Below are 18,232 nucleotides of genomic sequence, written 5' to 3'. Positions count from 1 at the left end.
AAATTATGACAACAAAAGACACAACAGTAACTAAGGCAACAATAGCTGAATGTATAAACCAGGAAATTGGATTATCGAAAGAAGACTCTATTGCAATAATAGATGACATATTGGATGAGATAAAAACGAGCTTAGCAAAGGATGGAATAGTAAAAATATCTTCATTTGGAACATTTTTGGTTAAAAACAAGAAAGAAAGACCAGGAAATATACCAAAGACATCGGAAAGGGTAGTAATTAAAGCGAGAAAATCAATTTCTTTTAGACCTTCAAAAATGATGAAGAAATTAATAAACAACCGATGAATAAGGAAAAATTATTTTACACAATTGGAGAAGTAGCTGAAGAACTACATTTGGAGCAGCATGTTTTAAGATTCTGGGAAAGTCAATTCCATCAAATTAAACCCATAAAACGGAAGGGAAGAAGACTATATGATCATAAGTGTATAGAGGCAATAAAGAAAATAAAATATATGCTATATGACAAAGGATATACAATAAAAGGAGTACAAAAGGAATTTGGTAACGATGTAAGAATTGATCATTATTCAAGAAATTTGTTGAAAGAACTTACCGATTTAAGAGACTATTTGACTGATAAAATAAATGAAGAAAGTAATAAATAGACGAAAAACACTATAAAGTTTTGTGAAAGTTGATATATCTAGAGATAAGTGTATGTGTCGTATAGCCTTGTTCTTTATATTATCAGCAATACTGATAAGCTGTGGCCTGCAAAAACCTGCACCTGTACTACTTAAAGGCGAAGAATTTTATGGGAAAAGAGACCTAGAGTACACAAGGGAGTATCATTTGATTAAAGAAAATGTTGATTCTTCGCTGCGAAAAGAAAGTAGAAAAGCCTTTGTAGATAAGGTATATAACAATAATGCACAAAGCATGTGTAAATTTGTAATACCGGTTAAAGGTGCAGTTACCTCTTCTGATAAAATATGTCAAGATGGCATAAAAATTACTGCTCAAAGTGGAACAAAGGTTATTGCTTCTGCACCTGGCAAAGTAATATACGTAGGCAAAGGCCTGAGGTGGTACGGAAATTTAATTATAGTGGAACATAAAGATAATTACATGACTATGTACTCCTATTTAAAAAACATACAAGTTGAAATTGGTGATAAAGTAAAACAAGGTCAAGTAATTGGATCTGCAGGTAAATCAAGCACACAAGATAAAGATCCGCAGATGTGTTTCACAATAAGACATAATGGTCAAGCAGTCGATCCTTTAGTACATATAAACTGTGATTGAATTTATGAAATATGATTTTAAAAACGTTGAAAAATTCTACCAAAATAAGTGGGATTTTTCTGTAAGCAAAGATAGTAAAAAGAAGAAATGTTACGTGTTGGAAATGTTTCCATATCCATCTGGTAAGATTCATATGGGGCACCTGCGTAACTATGCAATAGGAGATGTTATAGCACGTTACAAGAGAGCTCGTGGATTTGAGGTTTTGCACCCAATTGGCTGGGATGCGTTTGGATTACCAGCTGAAAATGCAGCAAGGGACAATAACATTAACCCTGCAGCATGGACACAAGATAATATAGATAATATGCGCACGCAGCTAAAATCTATAGGTCTTTCATACAATTGGGATCGTGAGCTCTCCACATGTGAGCCTGATTATTACAAACACGAACAGAAATTTTTTCTGGATTTTTTAAAGCATGGTCTTGCCTATCGAAAAGAGTCGTGGGTTAATTGGGATCCAGTGGACCAAACAGTGCTTGCAAATGAGCAAGTGGTTGATGGAAAAGGATGGCGATCAGGTGCAGTTGTTGAAAAACGTAAGTTATTCCAATGGTTTTTAAAGATTACTGATTTTGCTGAAGATTTGCTTCATTGTTTGCAAAGTTTAAAAAATTGGCCAGAAAAAGTCAAAACTATGCAAGAGCGCTGGATAGGAAAATCTGAAGGGGCAACTATAGATTTTGAAATATTTGGCTTGAATAAGAAGTTAAAGATTTTTACAACTTCTCCTCATACTTTATTTGGAGCTTCTTTTCTTGCAGTAGGAGCAGAGCACCCTATTGTACAAGACCTTAAGGACAAAGAAATAAGAGACTTTATTGGTAATATGAAGGCAAAGGGGGAGAATGATGAAAAAATAGGAATTTACACTGGATTAAACGTAAAACACCCATTTCTTGATAAAGAATTACCACTTTATATAGCGAATTTTGTGTTGATGGAGTATGGAGAAGGTGCGATTTTTGGTTGCCCTGCACATGATCAGCGTGATTTTGAATTTGCACAGAAGTATGGTTTACCGATTATTCCTGTAGTTTGTGAAGAGAGCACAGAGATCTTAAAAGAACCGTACTTCGGTGATGGAGTGATGTTCAATTCTGAATTCTTAAACGGACTAATGATTAATGAGGCAAAAAAAGTAATCATAAAAAAACTTGAAGAAAAAGGAATAGGTAAGAAAACAATAAACTATCGTCTACACGATTGGGGAATTTCAAGGCAACGTTATTGGGGATGTCCTATACCTATTATACATTGTAAAGATTGTGGAATTGTTCCAGTTCCAGAAAAAGACCTCCCTGTTGTTCTACCAACGGATGTAGAATTTACAAGTGGTGGTAATCCCCTGGATAAGCACCCAACCTGGAAATTTGTTGATTGTCCAAAGTGCGGAAAGCAAGCAGAACGTGAAACTGATACATTTGACACTTTTTTTGAATCTTCTTGGTATTTTGCTGCATTTTGCAGTGAAAATAAATCGATTAATAAAGATACTTGTAATCGTTTTATGCCTGTTGATTATTACATAGGTGGAATAGAACATGCAATTCTACATTTGCTTTACTCAAGGTTTTTCTGCCGTGCTTTAACTAAATGTGGCTATTTTGACGTTAAAGAGCCTTTCTCTACTTTAATCACTCAAGGAATGGTCTGCCATATAACTTATAAAGATGAGAATGGCAAATGGCTCTTTCCCGAAGAAGCAAAAGAGTTGATTGCGAAGGGTGCTAAGATCCAAGTTGGAAAAGTCGAAAAGATGAGTAAGTCAAAGAAGAATACAGTTGACCCAAACTTTATCATAGAAAAATACGGTGCTGATACTGCTCGTTTGTTTGTATTATCTGACACTCCTCCGGAAAAAGATATGGAATGGTCTGATGATGGAGTGGAAGGTTGTTTTCGCTACATAAATAAATTGTGGCGTATGGTAGTGCAACTTAGGACCGTAAACATACACTATGATAATGAAAACATTGTAGGTAAACTCCTAGAGTACAGAAAAAAAATCCACAAACTCTTACACGGACTTACAGATGACTTGGAAAACTGCAGATTAAACTGTGTGGTAGCAAAGTTTCGTGAAATGACAAATTTAATAGCTGAAATAGACGTAAAAACTGGAAAATCTCTTATTGATGAAGGTATATGCATACTAATCAGAGTAATTGAGCCATTCATGCCACACCTGGCTGAAAATTTATGGCAAGAAATAGGAGGTGAAGGCATGCTATATCTAAAGCCTTGGCCACAAGCTGATGAATCACTACTAATTGATAATATGGTGACTGTAGCAGTGCAGATCAATGGAAAGTTACGTGCGACCATTGAAGTGGCAACTGATTTACCTCAAGAAAAATTGAAGAAAATAGCAACAGATTCTGTATCTAACAAAATCGATCAAAGCAAAATTCGCACTATATATGCTGTACCAAATAAGATAGTAAACATAGTTATATAAAAATTTTGAGTAGCATGTCGCTAATTTCGTAGGTATACTTTTTTTGATATGAGGTTATATCTTTTTTAATATAAAGGATATATACTTGTGCATTATATATTTTTTTGTATGGGTAGTTATATGAAAATAAAAGGATTGTGTGTTTTAGCTGTGTTGCTCACTTCATCTCTAGCAGGTGCAGCTAGTAATAAAGCAGCTAGTAATAGTGCAAAAGAGCAGTACTACGCAGGTTTAAACTTTGGTGGTGGATGGGGTGCTGGCTTAAAAATAAAACCTGGCTTAGTTTTTGGTTATAATTATGATAAAAGCTCTAAGTTTGAACTTGAGATTCTCACTGACGTAAGTGATATGTTTGGTGCAGAAGATAAGAAAATGGGAGCTAGTTTATTAGCTAATTACCGTTATTATCCTGACGTTGACATTGATCCTGTGAAACTATATGTCAGTGGAGGTTTAGGTGGATATCTCCAAGTAATACCTTTTGGCTCTGGTACAGCTGAAAATAAACCACCTAAACCTGAAAGTGCAGAATCTAACCCTAAAACTGAAGTTATAAGTTCAGCTGATACTCAAAGTGAAACACTAGATAAAATACTGGGTGCTATTTCGTACAAACTGAAGGTTGGTGTTGATTATGAAGTTGCTCCACAGATAGTTGGTACAGCTGCTTTAACCGTAGGCGGGCAACTGAGTGGTTTAAAAGCAATGACAGTACCGGATATTATGCTGGAAGTAGGAGTACGTTATAGTTTTTAATGCTGGATGGCATTGTGTACATGTTTAGGTGTAACCATAAGCAATGCTCAAAACTTGCTGCTAGCATGTTTGAACACTTATTCCAGTCTGTTTTAAGGAAGTAATGTGTATGAATTATATGAGAACGATGAAAGTGTTCGCTGTGTTGATTGCTTTAGCAAGTACAGCTAGTAATGGTACAAGTGAGTTAGAAGATCAGTACAAAGATCGGTATGAAGACCAGTACAAAGATCAGTATGAAGATCAACACAAAGATCATTGTGAAGATCAATACGAAGATCGATATGAAGATCAGTACGAAGATCAGTACTATGTAGGTTATGTAGGTTTAAACTTTGGAACTCGATGGGGTGAAAGCTTTCAATTGAAACCTAGCGTTGTTTTTGGTTATCATCATAACCAAAATTCTAAGTTTGAACTTGAGGTTCTTGCTGACATAAGTGATATAACTGATAAAGCAAAAAGAAAAGTAGGAGCTAGTTTATTGGCAAATTACCTTTACTATCCTGATCTTGAAATTGATCCCATTAAATTATATGCTAGTATAGGACTGGGTGGATATATTCGAATATTGCCATCTTTTGGTCTTGGTGAGGATACAAATGCAGTTAACACTCCAAATTCAGCTGCAACTGTAGCCGCAGCCGCAGGTCAAAATGAAACACTAGATAAAATACTGGGTACTATTGCCTATAAAGTAAAGTTAGGTGTTGATTGTGAAATTATTCCGCAGATAATTGGCACAGTTGCTATTGCTGCAAGCGGTCAATTAAGTGGCTTTAAACCACCGATGAAAAAACCAGATGCAATCATAGAAGTAGGTATACGTTATAATTTTTAAGCTATGAACACTTTGAATCCCTATACACAGTTGTATGCTTGGTGCTATATATGTGCTATTTGCAAAGGTATTCTGTTTATGCTAACATTAAGCTAAACCTTAAGCAATAAAATCAGAAGGATCAACTCCCTTCTGTAAGCAAGCAGCAACTAAAGTGTTGATCATAAGAAATGCTATTGTCATCGGGCCAACTCCACCAGGCACTGGAGTAATAGCTTTGACTTTTTCTTTTACTCCCTCAAAGTCAACATCACCCACAAGCTTACTTTGACTTCCTATGTTAATGCTATTTATGCCAACATCAATCACTATTGCACCTTTTTTTATCCAATCTGATTGAACAAAATTTGGCTTTCCAACTGCTGCAACTACTATATCCGCCTTAGAGCAATAATCAGCTAAATCCCTACTTTGTGAATGCAAGATGGTAACAGTGCAATTTTCTTGCAACAATAGGTGAAACATTGGCTTACCCACAATATTTGATCTGCCAATGATTACCGCATTTTTACCGGACAGATTATTTTCAACTGACTTAATTAAATGCAAAGAACCTTTGGGAGTACAAGGTATCAGACAATTTTTTTCACCTTTAACTAACCTGCCAACATTTTCATCATGAAAGCCATCTACATCTTTTTCAACACTTACTGTATTAATTATTCTGCTTGCACTGATGTGCTTTGGTAAAGGTAACTGCACTAAAATTCCATGCACAGATGAATCTTCATTTAATGTATTAACTTTTTCAATCAATTCGTCTTCTGAGATACTATCAGGCAAAACAATAGTTTCAGAACTTATGCCTATTAATTCTGCTTTTCTTTGTTTATTACGAACGTAGACCTGACTTGCTGGATTGCTACCCACAAGAATTACTTTAAGACAAGGAAAAACATTATACTCTTTCTTTAAAATATCAATTTTTTTTGATAGCTCCTCACAGAGATCATTTGCTATTTTTTTACCGTTAATAATAATTGACATTTCCTTGCCACTCCTTGAAGTCAGGTAATGCAATATCAAATAAATTCAATACTTTACCAACAGCATGATTTACAATATCATCCAAAGATTTTGGTTTAATATAAAAAGCAGGCATCGGCGGAGCAACAATTGCTCCCATCTCCGTTAGTTTTAACATATTTCGGAGATGTCCAAGATGTAGTGGAGATTCTCTCACCATAAGAACTAATTTTCTTCTTTCTTTTAGAGTTACATCTGCAGCCCTTGTTAATAGATTGGAAGTCACCCCCGATGCTATTTCAGACATTGTTTTCATAGAACATGGAGCAATAACCATACCTGAGGTTTTAAACGAGCCGCTTGCTATTTTTTCTCCTATTTTTTCCTCAGAATAGTAAAAATCTGCAAGCGATATAATATCTTCAAGTTTTTCTTTAATCTCATGAGCTATAGTTATTTTTCCAGCACTGCTGATCACTAAATGAGTTTCATGATTGGTATTTTTTAGTGCCTCTAGAATCCGTACACCGTAAATAGAACCAGATGCTCCACTTATTCCAATTACAATCCTACTATTCACCTTCGTAATTCATTCCCAATGCACGTTTGTAGGTATCAAGTAATATTTCCTGTTCCTCCCTGTCATCATCATCCATCTTTCTTAGCCTAATAATCTGTTTCATCACTTTTATATCCCAACCTTCATCTGCAGCTTTTGCATATACATCACGAATGTGATCTTGCACATCCCTCTTTTCTTGTTCAAGTTTTTCGATTCTCTCTATATAGCTCTTCAAATCTTCAGCCGTTATTTTTACTGTATCTTCCATAGAACCCAACTAATTAATTGCTACTACAGTATTATCAGTTTTTACTTGTACTTCAATCATAGTAATAATATTTTTATCTTTTTTTAAAATCTTAAAGTAAAAACCGTACATGGAAAACTCTTCATTTTCTTCAGGAATGCGCTCTATCTCGTTTACAATCATACCTGCTAGAGTTGTAGCTTCTTCATCAGGAAGATCCCAATGTAACTGTCTATTAATATCCCTAATAGTAGATTTTCCTTCTATGTGATACATATTATCGGATATCTTTTTTATAAAATTCTCTGTGATCAAATCATGTTCATCTGAAATTTCTCCAACTATTTCTTCCAGTATATCCTCAAGAGTTACGATTCCCTGTAGTGCTCCATACTCATCAATAACAAATGCAAGGTGTTTCCTGTTTTTACGGAAGTTGTGAAGTTGTACACTGAGTGGCGTACTTTCTGGTATAAACCAAGGCTTTGACATAACTTTGGCAATCTCTATTTTATTATCCTTTTCACGCAAGGCATTTATTAGATTTTTCACGTGAACCACTCCAACAATATTATCTGGTTCTTTTTGCCATAAAGGTACTCTGCTATGTCTACTGGTTAAAATCTCTCTTATTAAATCCTCTTTGTTTCGATCTATATCAAGAGAAAATAAGCTTCTCCTGTGAGTCATAATCTGTGATATTTCTGTCTCAGCCAAATCAAGTATACTACTTAGCATATCTAAATCCTGTTGTAACATAGTTCCTTCACTGCGATGAAGAGTAATCATGTTACGCATTGCATCTGCTGCAGATATTACCTCCCTATTCTTATGAAGCCCACATAACTTCAGAATGAGATTGACAATAAACTGAATGCCTAATGTCAATGGAGAAAGAATCTTGACAAAAAACAGCATAAAATAAGAAGAAAGCAATGTAAATTTTTCAGGATTTTGCATGGCGTAAGTTTTTGGTAAAACTTCACAAAATAGCAAAATACAAAACGTCATCATGAATGTTGAAAGAAAGATGCCTTCACTTTCAAAGAAATGTATAAATATTGCTGTAAATAAAGCGGAACAAGTAATGTTAATAATTGTATTGCACAGTAATATTGTTCCTATTGTTAATTCTTTTGTATTCAACAAGCGTTCTATTATCTTAGCTCTTTTATTGCCATCTAGCTTTAGTTTATTAACTCGGGAGCGGCTAATTGAGGTTAACCCTATTTCTGCTCCTGAAAACAAAAACGATAAGATCAACAAGAAGAAAATTGCTGACAATACTGAAATCAATAACCAATCCATTAAAGTATGATGTTATTGCGATATAGAAACAGAGTTGATTTTATATGTTGTAAGAAGCATTTGCAAGTCTATATATCTTTAATATAAAAAAATAAATCATGAAATATATCACACACTGCATTCACATGCATACTCTCAACAACAAGTGGAGGAGTTATTCTTATTACCTTATTATTTAAAATATTAGTCATTATTAAGCCTTTGTCAAGAGATTGTTTAACAATTTTATCAGCCAAAGGTACTCTAAGCTCTATCCCTATCAATAAACCCTCCCCACGAACTTCTGAAATGATCTTCGGAAATTCTTCAGTCAAAGGCAACAACTTTTCTTTTAGATATTTACTGACCTTCTTAACATGGTCAAAAAAGCCTTCCTTTAGCATTACATCGAGTACTGCATTACCAACAGTCATGGCAAGTGGATTACCTCCATAAGTTGACCCATGAGTTCCTGGAGTGATTGCTTCTGCTATATAATCTTTTACTAAACATGCAGCCAGAGGAAATCCATTACCCATAGCCTTCGCACAAGTGAGCATATCAGGTTCAACTCCTATATTTTGATAGTAAAATAGAGAGCCAATTCGTCCATATCCGCATTGCACTTCATCAAAGCATAAAATTATTCCTTGAGCTTTTGTTATCTCTCTTACTTTTTTAAGATACTCTACGTCCAATGGATGTACTCCGCCTTCACTTTGTATGGGCTCTAAAAATATGGCAGCTGTTTCGCTATTGATTTTCTTTTCTAATGCTTCAATGTTATTTCTTGGAACTTTATCAAAACCAGAAAGGAGTGGAGCAAAACCTTCGCGTGATTTTTCATTTCCCCCAGCTGAAATTGCAGCAATACTGCGGCCATGAAAACCTCCTTCAATTGTAATGATGTGACTGCGCTTTTCTTGTCCATTTAAGTAGAAATAGCGGCGAATAAATTTAATTGCAGCTTCTGTTGCTTCAAGTCCACTTGAGCAGAAAAAAACTTTATCGGCAAAGGTAAGTTCTGTTAAACGCTGAGCAAGCCTTTCCTGCTGAGGAATAGTAAAAATATTAGAGCAGTGCCATAATGAATCCAGTTGCTCCTTCAGTTTATCTGTAATGTATGGATGACAATGCCCTAGAGAGGTTGTAGAAATTCCTGCAGCAAAGTCTAAATATTTTTTACCATCCTTATCGAAGAGATATACTCCTTCTCCTCTAACTATAGAAGCTTCAGATCTATTATAAGCGTTAACAACATGATCCATTTTAAATATTATCTATACTGTGCATGAAAAAGCTTTCCCTTAATATTGCTTAAACTAAAAATTGGGCTAGTATTATACAGTTCAACATAAAATTCAGAAATTTAATATGTAAAAAGGTAAAACTACACCAATTCACATTCAGCAAAAAAGAAAGCTATTTCTCTATGAGCATTCTCTAGACTATCAGAACCATGCACTCTATTTTCACTAATATCATTAGCAAAATCACCCCTAATTGTACCTTTATCTGCCTGTTTTGGATCTGTAGCACCCATGATTTGTCTGTATTTACTGACTGCATTTTCACCGATTAAAACTTGAACTATCACAGACCCAGAAGTCATAAATTCCACCAACTCTCCAAAAAAAGGCCTATCCTTATGAATTTCATAAAACAGCTCTGCTTGTTTTTTTGTCAGCAGCATCTTTCTCTGTGCTATAATTTTTAGTCCAGATTTTTCAATGTAAGAATTTATACTGCCTGTAATATTATTTTTTACTGCATCAGGTTTTAATATCGAAAGTGTTCTCTCAATTGCCATATCATTCCCTTATATTAAGATCGTATATTTACTTTATTGTGAATTTTTGTTCCATCAAAGAGATTTTTTATTTATAGTCAAGAATAAAACATCAAGGGGTAGTTTATGGTTTACTGTCGTAAGAAACTAGTGAATAATCTTAAATCATCAATTTTCTGCGGAACAAAAGGTTTTTTAACCTTTAATTTGGCATTTTTAAGTTATTTAGAGTATAGCTTACACAATAATACAAAATTAAAAGAAGGTGCCGCTTTTGGGATGAAAAGGAACGTTGTTCCATTTGGTGAAATGATTGCCATACCGCTGTTTTTTTGCTTTGTATTACCAGCTATGGTAGGCAACATAAGCCTTATCGAGTGCGCACTTATATGTGCTGCACTGATGGTTGCAACATGTTTTGTTGTAAGAACCTTTCACTTGCGTGAAAAGTTATTGAAAAAAATGACTAATAATGAAAATTATACCAAGAAACAAATAGAGCAGGAATTTAAGAAAGACATTATAAAATTTCCTATCTTTGATAAAAACAGACAGCATATTGAGTATAATTCTCCTAATCAAAGACAACTAATGAAAAGTCCTCCCTCTCTCTTTGTTAGGGTTTTACTTTTTCCCCTTACGATTTTTCTGAAGGCTCTACAAAGCTGTATAATGATATCTTTGGCTGCTGTTGAACTTTTTGAAACAGTGCCAAGTTTTTGTGTTGATGTGGTTTTTGATAGAAACTTTGTATCTACACAGAGTAACGTGAAGAGATCTGGCCATCTATTGTATGCTAGTGTGAGAAATTTAGTGCCTGTAACTAAACTTGATGAGTGTGTAGCTGATTTTATAGGCAAACCTGAAGAAAGGTGCTGTCAGTGAAGAAGGCAGTAATCTTATTTAACCTAGGCGGACCTGATTCACTAAGTGCGGTCCGTCCTTTCTTATTTAATCTTTTTTACGATAAAAGAATAATAAATCTACCAAATCCTTTTCGCTTCCTTTTAGCAAAGTTTATCTCCAAAAGGCGAGAAAGTACTGCACAAGAAATATACGAGCACATTGGAGGTAAATCGCCAATCTTGGAGAATACGAAAGCACAAGCTGATGCTTTAGAACTAAAATTAAATGAAAATGGAAACCATGTATATAAGATATTCATCTGCATGCGTTATTGGCATCCATTTGCTGATGAAGTTGTTAAAAGCGTAAAGCAATTCGACCCTGACGAAATCATTCTGTTACCACTATATCCGCAATATTCAACCACCACAACTCTATCATCCATCGAGAATTGGCAAAAAAATGCCAAACTGGAATGTAACACAAAAACAATTCACCATTATTATGACAATGAAGACTTTATTGAAGCTCATGTTAATCTGACGTCTAAATATTATAAATTAGCTAGCAAAATCGGTAAGCCAAGAGTCCTATTCTCGGCTCATAGCTTACCTCTTAGTATCATTAAAAAAGGCGACCCTTACGCTTCACAGATAGAAAAAACAGTAAAATTAATAGTAAAAAAATTGAATATTGAAGATCTTGATTGGGGAATATGTTATCAGAGTAAGGTTGGCCCTGTAAAATGGTTGGAGCCTAGCACTGAAAGTGAGCTATCACGCGCAAAAGACGATAATATACCTGTAGTTTTATCACCTATATCTTTTGTTTCTGAGCATTCTGAAACACTGGTTGAACTTGATATAGAGTATAAAGCAATTATCAAAGACGGATATTACTTTCGCGTACCAACTCTCAGTACTGATCTCTTATTTATCAAGTGCTTGGCCGATTTATGTTTAGATCACTCTCAAAGTACTGATTTATAGCACTTTTCTTTTTAGATTTTTATAGTATAATATTAAAAAGTTATTATTTTATTATCTACTTATGCCAAAAGGTAAGCCAAATACATTTATAGAAAATATACATGATGCTCACAATCATGATATTAGAAAGATGTATTGTATTGCAGTAGGTTTAACAGGCATATTGTGTAAAATTTCATTGCAATTCTGTTGCGAGTTTATTGATAACAACAGATCCAATATTTGCACTGTATTAGATATTTCTAAGTTCATAAAACTACCAACATCAATAATATTTGCTCTTCATTTTGGTCTCAATTTAGCTGGATATAAATCTAAAAAACTTCAGAATGGTAAAGGGGGAAATGAACCTGAAAAACCAATACAGGTTGTGGGTAGCTTAGCCTTCTTGGCAAACTGTGTCATAGGAATATTGATGCAGACAAAAATCATTCATTTCTTAGCTAGAAACAACAAGGATGTAATAAGTTATATTAGCTTAACATCAGCAGTTCTATTTCTATTTTCAGAATGCATAAACTGTTATTATACATGGAAGAAGTATCTAGATAATAAGGATTCTGAAAAGTCTGCTAAATATGGCAAAGAAGTTATTTTTAGCACATTCACTTTGTCATTGGGCTTGTTAAGCTTCATATTAAAAAGAATGGAACTTCCAACCATACCAATAGACTTGGGTGGTGGCATAATCTATAATTTCAACTTAACTGTTACGGTTAGTTTGATACTAAGTATAGCATATCTAGTATCAAACATCGATAAGTTTGTCAATCAACCTAATAATGGTACTGATCCTTCTACTGGACTTGATGACGCTCACCATATTCAGCATAATGGCAGCATTGTAGAAATTAATTATTAGAGATGAAAAGACTTAATTTCTACTGCCAATGCTAGCACTGCTAATTTGCTAACAATATTCCAAAGTGGCAAAGTTTTATTTTCTTGGCTGATGTCATAAAATTCACAGTCAGTGGAATTCAAGCTAGAATATACATCTTTCCTGCTATTACATCGGTATAAGTAACATGTTGGAGTATCTCCTATATAGTATATTAGCGGTTCTGCAGAACTACTTTTAAATATGTCAATAGTTGGTACACCTTCTTGTATAATAACACTATTGATTGCTATTCCTTCTTTTATCTTTTTCATTTTATGACGCTTTTTTTTATTGAGATTTAATATTTCCTTTCCACTTGTTGCTGTTATAATGCCCATTCCATATGTGCCATTGCTTGCTTTGATAAAAACGTAAGGTTGTGTTTTTATTTCATATTCCTCATATTTTTTTTGCACTAGAGATAATATTTGGTCAACTTTAGTCGCTACTGCTCCTAGTGATGAATCATCATTAAAGTCAACTCCATTACAGCTTTCTGTAAGCACAGAAATAAGCCATGGGTCCATTTTAAATTCGCCACAAAATTCGGACACTAATTTTTGATAGATTTCAAAATATTGAAATTTCTGCCTACTGTGCCAGCCATATAATGGACTTGGCACTATCTCTTGTTTTACGTTTTCTAGCGTGTCTGGAATGTGGCTCGTCATATCACGGTTCAGTATAATAATATCAGGCACAAATCCTGAAGTTGTCTTCAGCAAAGAGTTTTCTTTCACAACAGTTTCATACTGTTCTATTAAATTGTACGTTTCATTATGAAAGAGGCCAATTCTAGTTTCAAAACCTGCGAGTTGCAGTACCTTTTCTATAGCAAATACATTTTCTATATACATTTTATTTCGTGTGTAATTCTCCGGTATTATAAGGGCCTTTTTATATTGTTTTGTTTCGAAGTAGCTTTTTATCAATTTTGCTGCTATCGCTTTTGATACTTCACTTAGGTTATTAAACCCTGCAGGAAATAAATTGGCGTCTACTGGAGCAATTTTGTAGCCTGAATTCCTAAGATCTATGGAGCTATAAAATGGTAATGTAAAACCATTAAATTTTGTTTTGAACCAATTATTTATATCTTTTTCCAGATTTGGATGAATTATGTTTTGCATCTACACTTTAAATGTTATAAGAAAAGTACTATATTATAAGTTATAATCTTAATATAATATAACGAATTAAAATAACAAAAAAATGATTCATCATGACAGCAGTAAAATGTATGGTACTACTATACTGTCAATTAGAAGAGACAAAAATGTAGTAGTAATAGGTGATGGGCAAGTCTCGCTAGGCCATACCGTTATAAAATCTGGAGCAAAAAAAGTTAGGCGTCTTTCTGGTGATTCCGTAATTGCCGGTTTTGCTGGAGCAACAGCTGATGCATTTACTCTCTTCGAAAGGCTAGAATCTAAACTTGATAAGCACCCAGGACAGTTAATGAGGGCATGTGTTGAACTTGCAAAAGACTGGAGAATGGATAAATATCTAAGAAAATTAGAAGCTATGATGATCGTGGCAGACAAGTCCATTTCATTGGTCATTACAGGAACGGGTGATGTTCTTGAACCTGAAGATGGCATTGCAGCCATTGGCTCTGGAGGAAATTTTGCTTTATCTGCAGCAAAAGCTTTGATTGACGTTGAAGGAATATCAATAGAGGAGATTGCAAAAAAGGCTATGAAGATAGCTGCTGATATATGTGTTTATACAAACCATAATCTAATTATCGAAAAAATAGAGGAGTAATATGTCAAGAACTTTGTGTGCCAATTTTTCTAGTCAATCTGTAGTGGGTCAATTTGATAATAATGATGACTATAATGAGAAAAATAGCCTCTATGAAAATGAAGGTACAGGAAGTAGCAGCATTCAAAGCTCACAAGCTTTATTAGATGATCTACCACCACAGAAGATAGTTAAAGAATTAGACAGATTTATAATCGGGCAGAATGATGCAAAGCGCGCTGTTGCTATTGCACTCAGAAATCGTTGGCGTCGAAATAAAGTCCCACTTCCACTACGTGAAGAGATTATACCTAAGAATATACTCATGATAGGCCATACGGGAGTTGGTAAAACTGAAATAGCTCGCCGTTTAGCAAAGCTTGCTGGTGCACCTTTTATAAAAGTTGAAGCAACGAAATTTACTGAAATAGGATATGTTGGACGTGATGTTGACTCGATAATACGTGATTTAGTTGACGCAGCAATAGTTTTAGTTAAGGAAAAAGCACGTAAAGCCTTAACTAAAAAAGCTTTAGGTTTGGCTGAAAAGATAATAGTCAACTCCATGGTTGGTGAAGATGCAACCGAGGAAAGCAAAAAAGTTTTCAGAGAAAGACTGAGAAATAAGGAATTTGAAGATGGAGAAGTTTCTATTAACGTCAGGGAGAGCAAGGGTATGCTACCCACTTTTGATATACCTGGTATGCCAGGTGGGCAAATTGGCGTGATGAACGTAACAGAAATAGTGGGTAAGATGTTTAATGGGAACAAAAAAACAAAAACTATTACAGTTAAAGTGAAAGAAGCACGTGAAATATTGATTAATGAAGAAAGCGAAAGGTTAATGGATGAAGACAAGATAATCAAAGAAGCGATTGATCTTGTTAGCAATGAAGGCATAGTGTTTTTAGATGAAATAGATAAAATTGCAGCACGTACAGAAATAAAAGGTGAAGTCAACAGAGAAGGAGTGCAGCGCGATCTGTTACCATTACTTGAGGGAACAACTGTTTCAACTAAGTATGGCCCCGTAAAAACAGACTATATATTATTTATTGCATCTGGTGCTTTTCATTTATCTAAGCCATCTGATCTTTTACCAGAATTACAGGGTAGATTGCCAATTAGAGTGGAACTTAAGGCGCTTACTCAAGAGGATCTAATAAAAATATTAAAGGAACCAGAATCTAGTTTGTTAAAACAGTATATAGCGTTAATGAAAACGGAAAATGTAACACTTGAGTTTACTGATGATGGTATAGAGACTATAGCTGAAATAGCATTTACAGTTAATAGAGAAGTGGAAAATATAGGTGCAAGAAGACTTCATACTGTCATGGAGAAGCTTTTGGATGAAATAAGTTTTATCGCTTCTGAAAAAAATAGTGAAAAATTTGTTATAGATAGCAAATATGTAAGAGATAAACTAGAGTCAATTTCAAAGCAGCTTGATTTATCTAAATTTATACTTTAGAGGAAGCCTACTTTAAGTAATATAGAGCATTCAAGAGGTTTTATTTTTTCTTACTTCGTAATTCTTCAAGCTATTTTCCAATAGTAGAATTCAAGCTTAAATCAATTATTGCAATATCACAATCTATGCCTTTTGTTAACACATCAGTTAAAAGATCAGGTGAAGAAAGAACTGTTCTTTTATTACCAGCTCTCATTCCCACAACTCCAAGTTCTATAGCAAGTGGTATTTTTTTGTCACCAACCTTAAACTGCACTATTTGATCTTTGATTATATACTCACCATTATGTCTCTTTATGCTATATTGAACTGATATCTCATCGCCACATTTTACTCGTTTTCCAGTTTTGTTAATTAAGTCATTAAAAATCATTAGGTTATTTACTGAATCAGGATATTTATCTTTTACTTCAATCAGTTTGATGTAATAAGAGTTAAAACTCATTTTGTTGTCATCAGCGGCAATAGTAACTACACGCTCTCCACCTTCTTTCATACCTATTACCCCTAAACTCACTTCTTTTAAGTAATCCTGACCTATTTTCAAATTGACATCAGTCGGAAGTAGCGTTGCTAGGTTGTTGGAGACTTTGTACATTTGTAGCAGAACTTCTTGGCCACAGAAAACTTTACTGCCACTGCCTTCAGTAATTTCATAAAAGTTTATCATCTCTTCTTCTTTTTGCTGTGTTATTTCTTCTAAATATTCTGCTAACCCATGCTTTTCAATATAACGATCAAGAGCTGATTCAAGTATCGGCCTGACCAAATAACTTGCTATCATCTGTGTCAAACCACCATGTGTAGCATTTATTTCGTAAAGCTTTTCCCTTTTCTCTGGTTTATCTTTGTTTATATAAACAATCGTAATTATAAAAGCAGAAGCTAAAGTGAGAATCATTACTACAGAGATAAACATTTGTAATATAATTTTTCTAACCATCTTTTTTTACTTGATTCAATAAATCATATAAGTCACTAGTATTCCCTGAAAGCGTAATTAAATTATCTGAGGCCTGTTTAAAGAGACTATCTATATAGTTTTCCATTTCATTTTTTCCAAGCACGGACATTAAATTGTTTGTTTTATCTTGCTCATAATCTTCGATATCATCCTTGGCTTGAAAAATAAGCCCTAGATTTATTCCATAGTTATATAATGCTTCCCGCTCCTTGTCTGTAGCGCCTCCTATTATAGCCCCTATTTCACATGAAGCTGCAAATAGTTTTGCAGTTTTCATCAAATGAATTTCTTTTATTTTGCCAAAATCTGCACCTATATCTAAAATCTGCCCTCCCACCATTCCCTTCATTCCTATTGCTTGAGAGAGCACTTTTATGATCTCACAATTTAACAAAGATAATACCTCAAAAGCCAGGGTAAGTAATGCATCTCCGGCCAGTACTGCTGTTGCTTCACCAAATTTTTTGTGGCAGCTTGGCTGGCCTCTGCGGGTGTCACTGTTATCCATACATGGCAGATCATCGTGAATGAGGGAGTAAGCATGAATAAATTCAATTGCTGCTGCTGCTGTTATTGCTTTTTCAACCTTTATGTTGAATATCGACGAAGATGCTATAACTAAAAAAGAACGTATATGTTTTGCAGGAGCAAGAAGTACATAACGCATAGCTGATATAAGTTTATTCTCGCTATTTTCAGGTAAGAGCTTATTCACTTCTACAACAAGCAAATTTTTTGTTGTTTCGTCTAGCATTTTTAAATTTATTAACTATCGAGTGCTAAGAGATAGGAAGTTTTTAATAGTTTATATAATCATAAAAGCTATTGCAAACATCAAAATTTCTTATAACATCAGAGAATAGGTTATTTTTTAGTAAGAAATGAACGAATTGGCAAAAAGCACTAGAGAAGATATAGAAGAAAAAGTAAAGAAGATTATACTAGAGCACATCAGTAAGGATGTAGAGGGATTTAGTAGTTCTTCAAAGCTTTCAGACCATGGCACAGATAGTTTAGATGCAGTTGAAATAATCATGGCAGCTGAAGAAGAATTTGGTATAGAGATTCCTGATGAAGATGCGCAAAAAATGGAAACTATGGAACAGATAGTTGAATATGTAGTAAACAAAGCAAACAATTGATGTTG

General features: G+C 34.3%; 21 protein-coding genes. 12 read left to right on the top strand and 9 right to left on the bottom strand.

Annotation, left to right across the window (positions count from 1 at the left end; all coding sequences use genetic code 11):
• Positions 1 to 5: 5 nt before the first annotated feature.
• The 6 genes from OPR35_RS00520 (at position 6) to OPR35_RS00495 (ending at position 5,332) form a co-directional block, all read left to right on the top strand.
• Entirely contained in the window at positions 6 to 305 is a 300-nt protein-coding gene (locus tag OPR35_RS00520) for an integration host factor subunit alpha (protein WP_007302154.1), read from the top strand.
• Positions 302 to 628 carry a MerR family transcriptional regulator gene (locus OPR35_RS00515; protein ID WP_012481900.1) on the top strand — a complete coding sequence of 109 codons (327 nt, stop codon included), beginning with the start codon at positions 302 to 304 and terminating at the stop codon, positions 626 to 628. Before OPR35_RS00520 ends, OPR35_RS00515 begins: the two co-directional genes overlap by 4 nt.
• A 52-nt stretch (positions 629 to 680) precedes the next feature.
• Positions 681 to 1,271 carry a murein hydrolase activator EnvC family protein gene (locus tag OPR35_RS00510; protein WP_007302156.1) on the top strand — a complete coding sequence of 197 codons (591 nt, stop codon included), beginning with the start codon at positions 681 to 683 and terminating at the stop codon, positions 1,269 to 1,271.
• A 4-nt stretch (positions 1,272 to 1,275) separates the two neighbouring features.
• Positions 1,276 to 3,735: a leucine--tRNA ligase gene (gene leuS, locus OPR35_RS00505; RefSeq protein WP_265024871.1), complete on the top strand. Its 2,460-nt coding sequence runs from the start codon at positions 1,276 to 1,278 to the stop codon at positions 3,733 to 3,735.
• A gap of 120 nt (positions 3,736 to 3,855) precedes the next feature.
• Positions 3,856 to 4,491: a hypothetical protein gene (locus tag OPR35_RS00500; RefSeq protein ID WP_052264729.1), complete on the top strand. Its 636-nt coding sequence runs from the start codon at positions 3,856 to 3,858 to the stop codon at positions 4,489 to 4,491.
• A gap of 103 nt (positions 4,492 to 4,594) precedes the next feature.
• Positions 4,595 to 5,332: a hypothetical protein gene (locus OPR35_RS00495; protein ID WP_052264711.1), complete on the top strand. Its 738-nt coding sequence runs from the start codon at positions 4,595 to 4,597 to the stop codon at positions 5,330 to 5,332.
• Positions 5,333 to 5,431: 99 nt separating this feature from the next.
• On the opposite strand, the gene folD is transcribed toward OPR35_RS00495, so the two are convergent.
• The 6 genes from folD to ndk all read right to left on the bottom strand — a co-directional run bounded on the left by folD (position 5,432) and on the right by ndk (position 10,204).
• Positions 5,432 to 6,319, bottom strand: a complete 888-nt coding sequence (gene folD / locus OPR35_RS00490) for a bifunctional methylenetetrahydrofolate dehydrogenase/methenyltetrahydrofolate cyclohydrolase FolD (RefSeq protein WP_052264712.1) — start codon at positions 6,317 to 6,319, stop codon at positions 5,432 to 5,434.
• Complete coding sequence (locus OPR35_RS00485; protein ID WP_264336354.1) at positions 6,303 to 6,878, bottom strand: UbiX family flavin prenyltransferase; 576 nt, start codon at positions 6,876 to 6,878, stop codon at positions 6,303 to 6,305. The genes folD and OPR35_RS00485 overlap by 17 nt, the downstream gene beginning before the upstream one ends.
• The gene (locus tag OPR35_RS00480; RefSeq protein ID WP_006014634.1) at positions 6,871 to 7,128 is read right to left on the bottom strand and encodes a DUF2312 domain-containing protein; all 258 of its coding nucleotides are present in this window, start codon (positions 7,126 to 7,128) and stop codon (positions 6,871 to 6,873) included. The genes OPR35_RS00485 and OPR35_RS00480 overlap by 8 nt, the downstream gene beginning before the upstream one ends.
• A 9-nt stretch (positions 7,129 to 7,137) precedes the next feature.
• Positions 7,138 to 8,415, bottom strand: a complete 1,278-nt coding sequence (locus tag OPR35_RS00475; protein ID WP_265024870.1) for an HlyC/CorC family transporter — start codon at positions 8,413 to 8,415, stop codon at positions 7,138 to 7,140.
• Positions 8,416 to 8,483: 68 nt separating this feature from the next.
• Positions 8,484 to 9,662 carry an aspartate aminotransferase family protein gene (locus OPR35_RS00470; RefSeq protein ID WP_007302164.1) on the bottom strand — a complete coding sequence of 393 codons (1,179 nt, stop codon included), beginning with the start codon at positions 9,660 to 9,662 and terminating at the stop codon, positions 8,484 to 8,486.
• 122 nt (positions 9,663 to 9,784) lie between these two features.
• A complete protein-coding gene (gene ndk, locus OPR35_RS00465; protein ID WP_007302165.1) occupies positions 9,785 to 10,204 on the bottom strand; it encodes a nucleoside-diphosphate kinase in 420 nt (139 codons plus the stop codon).
• A 105-nt stretch (positions 10,205 to 10,309) separates the two neighbouring features.
• Between ndk and OPR35_RS00460 the strand changes: the two genes are divergently transcribed.
• The 3 genes from OPR35_RS00460 (at position 10,310) to OPR35_RS00450 (ending at position 12,880) form a co-directional block, all read left to right on the top strand.
• Positions 10,310 to 11,068 (top strand): hypothetical protein, encoded by a 759-nt coding sequence (locus OPR35_RS00460; RefSeq protein ID WP_052264714.1) that lies wholly within the window; start codon positions 10,310 to 10,312, stop codon positions 11,066 to 11,068.
• Positions 11,065 to 12,018, top strand: a complete 954-nt coding sequence (gene hemH, locus OPR35_RS00455) for a ferrochelatase (protein ID WP_007302167.1) — start codon at positions 11,065 to 11,067, stop codon at positions 12,016 to 12,018. The genes OPR35_RS00460 and hemH overlap by 4 nt, the downstream gene beginning before the upstream one ends.
• Positions 12,019 to 12,079: 61 nt before the next feature.
• The gene (locus tag OPR35_RS00450) at positions 12,080 to 12,880 is read left to right on the top strand and encodes a hypothetical protein (RefSeq protein ID WP_019236750.1); all 801 of its coding nucleotides are present in this window, start codon (positions 12,080 to 12,082) and stop codon (positions 12,878 to 12,880) included.
• Here the strand turns inward: OPR35_RS00450 and gshA are convergent.
• A complete protein-coding gene (gene gshA, locus OPR35_RS00445) occupies positions 12,877 to 14,031 on the bottom strand; it encodes a glutamate--cysteine ligase (RefSeq protein WP_010406439.1) in 1,155 nt (384 codons plus the stop codon). The two genes, OPR35_RS00450 and gshA, sit on opposite strands and share 4 nt — an antisense overlap.
• An 82-nt stretch (positions 14,032 to 14,113) precedes the next feature.
• Here gshA and hslV point away from each other — a divergent pair, with 82 nt between their 5' ends.
• Together hslV and hslU are read left to right on the top strand one after the other, a co-directional pair.
• Positions 14,114 to 14,668 carry an ATP-dependent protease subunit HslV gene (gene hslV / locus OPR35_RS00440; protein ID WP_010406442.1) on the top strand — a complete coding sequence of 185 codons (555 nt, stop codon included), beginning with the start codon at positions 14,114 to 14,116 and terminating at the stop codon, positions 14,666 to 14,668.
• A 1-nt stretch (position 14,669) separates the two neighbouring features.
• A complete protein-coding gene (gene hslU / locus OPR35_RS00435; protein ID WP_265024869.1) occupies positions 14,670 to 16,121 on the top strand; it encodes an ATP-dependent protease ATPase subunit HslU in 1,452 nt (483 codons plus the stop codon).
• 70 nt (positions 16,122 to 16,191) lie between these two features.
• On the opposite strand, the gene OPR35_RS00430 is transcribed toward hslU, so the two are convergent.
• Together OPR35_RS00430 and OPR35_RS00425 are read right to left on the bottom strand one after the other, a co-directional pair.
• A complete protein-coding gene (locus OPR35_RS00430) occupies positions 16,192 to 17,064 on the bottom strand; it encodes an FKBP-type peptidyl-prolyl cis-trans isomerase (RefSeq protein ID WP_052264717.1) in 873 nt (290 codons plus the stop codon).
• Positions 17,057 to 17,839, bottom strand: coding sequence for a polyprenyl synthetase family protein (locus OPR35_RS00425; RefSeq protein ID WP_265024868.1), 783 nt, complete (start codon positions 17,837 to 17,839; stop codon positions 17,057 to 17,059). Before OPR35_RS00425 ends, OPR35_RS00430 begins: the two co-directional genes overlap by 8 nt.
• A 127-nt stretch (positions 17,840 to 17,966) precedes the next feature.
• Between OPR35_RS00425 and acpP the strand changes: the two genes are divergently transcribed.
• Positions 17,967 to 18,227, top strand: a complete 261-nt coding sequence (gene acpP / locus OPR35_RS00420; protein ID WP_007302173.1) for an acyl carrier protein — start codon at positions 17,967 to 17,969, stop codon at positions 18,225 to 18,227.
• Positions 18,228 to 18,232: the final 5 nt, after the last annotated feature.

Source organism: Wolbachia endosymbiont (group B) of Protocalliphora azurea (assembly GCF_947251865.1).
Classification (GTDB): domain Bacteria; phylum Pseudomonadota; class Alphaproteobacteria; order Rickettsiales; family Anaplasmataceae; genus Wolbachia.
This window is presented reverse-complemented; position numbering and strand designations above follow the sequence as displayed.